The sequence below is a fragment of the Pseudomonas sp. NPDC087697 genome (genome assembly GCF_044743155.1).
Lineage (GTDB): Bacteria > Pseudomonadota > Gammaproteobacteria > Pseudomonadales > Pseudomonadaceae > Aquipseudomonas.
This window is the reverse complement of the sequence record NZ_JBIUVW010000040.1, coordinates 1-3,440: the sequence shown is the minus strand read 5'-3', so window position 1 is coordinate 3,440 and position 3,440 is coordinate 1. Positions and strand designations below refer to the sequence as shown.

The following is a 3,440-nucleotide window of genomic DNA, read 5'->3' as shown; positions in this document are numbered from 1 at the left end:
ATTAAAAACTTCTTCTTCTTTAAAGACAAGTTGCTAAGCAACGATTTTCTTGACGCGCTCTTCGATGGTGCTCATACCTTGTTTTCACTCCTAATGGACAAATTCAGGCAGCTGGCCAGTGGGTAAGTGTATAGAAAGGCTTTTCAGTTTTTCAACTGAAAGCTTCACTCCTCAAACCCTGACGACCCACTGCCTATAAATAGATTGCAGCTTTATAACGGATTTTAGACAGCTCGTATGACATTTTTTTGAAGCAACCCGTCACATTTAACTCATGTACATCCCGCCGTTCACCGGGATTGTAGCCCCAGTAACGTAAGCCGCACCGTCCGACGCAAGAAAAGCGACCACAGACGCGATCTCTTGAGCTTGCCCCAGACGGCCAAGCGGAATTTGTGCCTGCAAGGCTTCACGCTGCGCCTGCGGCAGCTCGCGGGTCATATCGGTGTCGATGAACCCAGGGGTCACCGAGTTAACCGTAATCGAACGCGAACCGACTTCACGCGCCAGAGCGCGACTGAAACCTTCCAGACCTGCCTTGGCGGCTGCGTAGTTTACTTGGCCTGCGTTGCCCATGGCACCCACAACCGAACCAATACTGATAATTCGCCCCCAACGCGCCTTGGTCATGCCACGCAAAACACCCTTGGACAGGCGAAACAGACTGTTCAGGTTGGTATCGATGACGTCATGCCACTCGTCATCTTTCATGCGCATCATCAGGTTATCGCGGGTGATACCGGCGCTATTCACCAGAATCGCCGGCGCACCGAACTGCTCCTGAATGCTTGCCAACACGGCCGCTACGGACTCGTCGCTGGTGACATTGAGCTCAAGACCAGTGCCTTGAATACCGTTTTCCTTCAGTGTTGCCGCGATGCGCTCAGCGCCCGAAGCGGAAGTCGCGGTACCCACCACGATAGCGCCCTGACGACCCAGTTCCAGTGCGATAGCCTGGCCAATACCACGGCTGGCGCCGGTAACCAGTGCAACTTTACCTTGCAGACTCATGCAGGCTTCTCCTAAGTTCAGGCCAACGCTGCACGAGCAGCAGCGAAAGCATCCGGGGTGTTCAGATTAGAGGTCGACACGCCTTCGGCGCAGCGCTTGTTCAGGCCAGCCAGGACTTTGCCCGGACCGCATTCAACCAGCTGAGTAGCGCCTTTGGCGGCCAGCGCCTGGACCGACTCAACCCAGCGAACCGGCTTGTAGAGCTGTTCGAGCAGATCGCGCTTGAGGATTTCCAGATCCGCTGCCACATCGGCACTGACATTCTGTACCAGCGGGATTTGCGGAGCCTGCCAGTTGATCGCAGCAATCGACTCTTTGAGGCGCTCGGCAGCCGGGCGCATCAGTTCGCAGTGCGACGGAACGCTGACCGGCAGCGGCATGGCGCGCTTGGCACCACGCGCCTTGCAGCCTTCGATGGCGCGCTCGACAGCAGCTTTGGCACCGGCAATCACCACCTGGCCCGGCGAGTTGAAATTGACCGCGCTGACCACTTCGCCTTGCGCCGCTTCGGCACAGGCAGCCAGCACATCAGCATCGTCCAGACCGAGGATTGCGGCCATGCCGCCCTGCCCGGCCGGCACCGCTTCTTGCATCAGCTGACCGCGACGCTCTACCAGCCTCACCGCGTCGCCCAGACTCAGGCTGCCAGCCGCGACCAGTGCGCTGTATTCGCCCAGACTATGCCCGGCAACGTAAGCCGGTCGTGCGCCGCCCTCAGCCAGCCACAGACGCCACAAGGCAATCGAAGCAGTGAGAATCGCCGGTTGGGTTTTGTCGGTTTGATTGAGTTGCTCTTCCGGCCCTTGCTGGGTCAGTGCCCACAGGTCGTAACCCAGAGCCTCGGAAGCTTCTTTGAAAGTTTCAAGGATCAACGGATATTGCGCGCCCAACTCGGCCAGCATGCCGAGGGACTGCGAACCCTGTCCTGGAAAGACGAATGCGAGGGAAGCAGACATGTAACAAGCCCCTAATGATCTTGTCGCCGGAGAATTGACGTCCTGTACTGCTGGACGCAAGAAACTGACAGTTGGATGGCCAATTGAACTGAGCGGTCACATTTAAGCATTGTCGAACGAAAATGCCTAAAGCAACAAATCCTCGAGGCGACCATGAAGCCGCTGCGGCAGGTTCTCCTGAATCTCGATCAAGGCTCTCTGAATGGCACTCTGAAAGCCCTGCACACCGGCCGAGCCATGGCTTTTAACGACGATCCCCTGCAAACCGAGGAAGCTTGCGCCATTATGTCGCGCAGGCGCCAAATCGGCCTGCAGGCGCTTCATCAGCGGTAACGCCAAAGCCCCGACCATTCTCGACGCCAGGTTTTGCTTGAACAGCGCCTCGATCCGCCCGGCAATCATGGTCGCCAGCCCCTCGCTGGATTTGAGCAGGATATTGCCGACAAAACCGTCGCAGACCACCACGTCAGCCTCACCACGGTACAAGCCATCCCCCTCGACAAAGCCGATGTAATTCAGCCCGCGCGCGTTTTGCAGCAGCGTGGCGGCCAGCTTGACCTGCTGATTGCCCTTGATGTCTTCCGTGCCGATGTTCAGCAACGCGACCTTCGGGCGAACAATGCCCAAGGTTTCAGCCGCCACCGAGCCCATCACCGCAAACTGGAACAGGTGCTCGGCACTGCAATCGACATTCGCGCCCAGATCGAGCAACTGGCAATAACCACGCTGCGTCGGGATCGCCGCCACCATGGCCGGCCGATCGATACCCGGCAAGGTCTTGAGCACATAACGCGACAACGCCATCAGCGCACCGGTATTGCCGGCACTGACACACGCCTGAACCTTGCCATCGCGCAACAGCTCAAGCGCAACCCGCATTGAGGAATCCGGCTTGCCACGCAGGGCCTGGGAAGGTTTTTCGTCCATGCCGATAACGTCGCTGGCCGGCGCAATTGTCAGGCGCGCGCGATCCACAGCCGAATGGCTGGCAATCAATTCTTCTAAAAGGGAGGGTTGACCGACAAGGGTCAGGTGAAGCGAGGGCGTAGCAGACAGACAAGCAAGGCTGGCCTGAACAATGCTGCGGGGACCGAAGTCCCCGCCCATTGCGTCAATCGCGATGACTTGAGCGGACAAGGATTACTCGTCAGCGCCCTTGTCGATCACTTTACGGCCACGGTATACGCCTTCTGGCGATACGTGGTGACGCAGGTGAACTTCACCAGTGGTCTTTTCTACGGACAGGGTGCTTGCCTCGAGAGCATCGTGCGAACGACGCATGTCACGGGCGGAGCGGGATTTTTTGTTCTGCTGAACAGCCATAATTGATTAACTCCTAAACGTTTGGGTCACGCTTTAACTGCGCCAATACACAGAACGGGGTGGACCGCGGTACCGCGTCCTCGGGGCGGGGGGGGGGCGGCGGGCCCGGCGGGGGGGGGGGGGGTGGCGGGCCGGGGCCGGGGGGGCGGC

The 3,440-nt window shown here is 58.6% G+C and carries 4 protein-coding genes and 1 pseudogene; all 5 read right to left on the bottom strand.

The genetic code is table 11. The features are described 5' to 3' along the window. Window positions 1-75 (bottom strand): annotated as a pseudogene (locus tag ACIPIN_RS22495) (acyl carrier protein); the annotation flags it as partial. Between the two features lie 192 nt (window positions 76-267). Beyond that, complete coding sequence (gene fabG / locus ACIPIN_RS22490; protein ID WP_401122261.1) at window positions 268-1,011, bottom strand: 3-oxoacyl-ACP reductase FabG; 744 nt, start codon at window positions 1,009-1,011, stop codon at window positions 268-270. A 17-nt stretch (window positions 1,012-1,028) separates the two neighbouring features. Continuing rightward, window positions 1,029-1,967, bottom strand: coding sequence for an ACP S-malonyltransferase (fabD, locus tag ACIPIN_RS22485; RefSeq protein WP_401122258.1), 939 nt, complete (start codon window positions 1,965-1,967; stop codon window positions 1,029-1,031). 126 nt (window positions 1,968-2,093) lie between these two features. After that, window positions 2,094-3,104 carry a phosphate acyltransferase PlsX gene (gene plsX, locus ACIPIN_RS22480; RefSeq protein WP_401122255.1) on the bottom strand — a complete coding sequence of 337 codons (1,011 nt, stop codon included), beginning with the start codon at window positions 3,102-3,104 and terminating at the stop codon, window positions 2,094-2,096. A gap of 3 nt (window positions 3,105-3,107) precedes the next feature. Beyond that, window positions 3,108-3,290: a 50S ribosomal protein L32 gene (gene rpmF / locus ACIPIN_RS22475; RefSeq protein ID WP_003179396.1), complete on the bottom strand. Its 183-nt coding sequence runs from the start codon at window positions 3,288-3,290 to the stop codon at window positions 3,108-3,110. Between the last annotated feature and the right edge of the window lie 150 nt (window positions 3,291-3,440).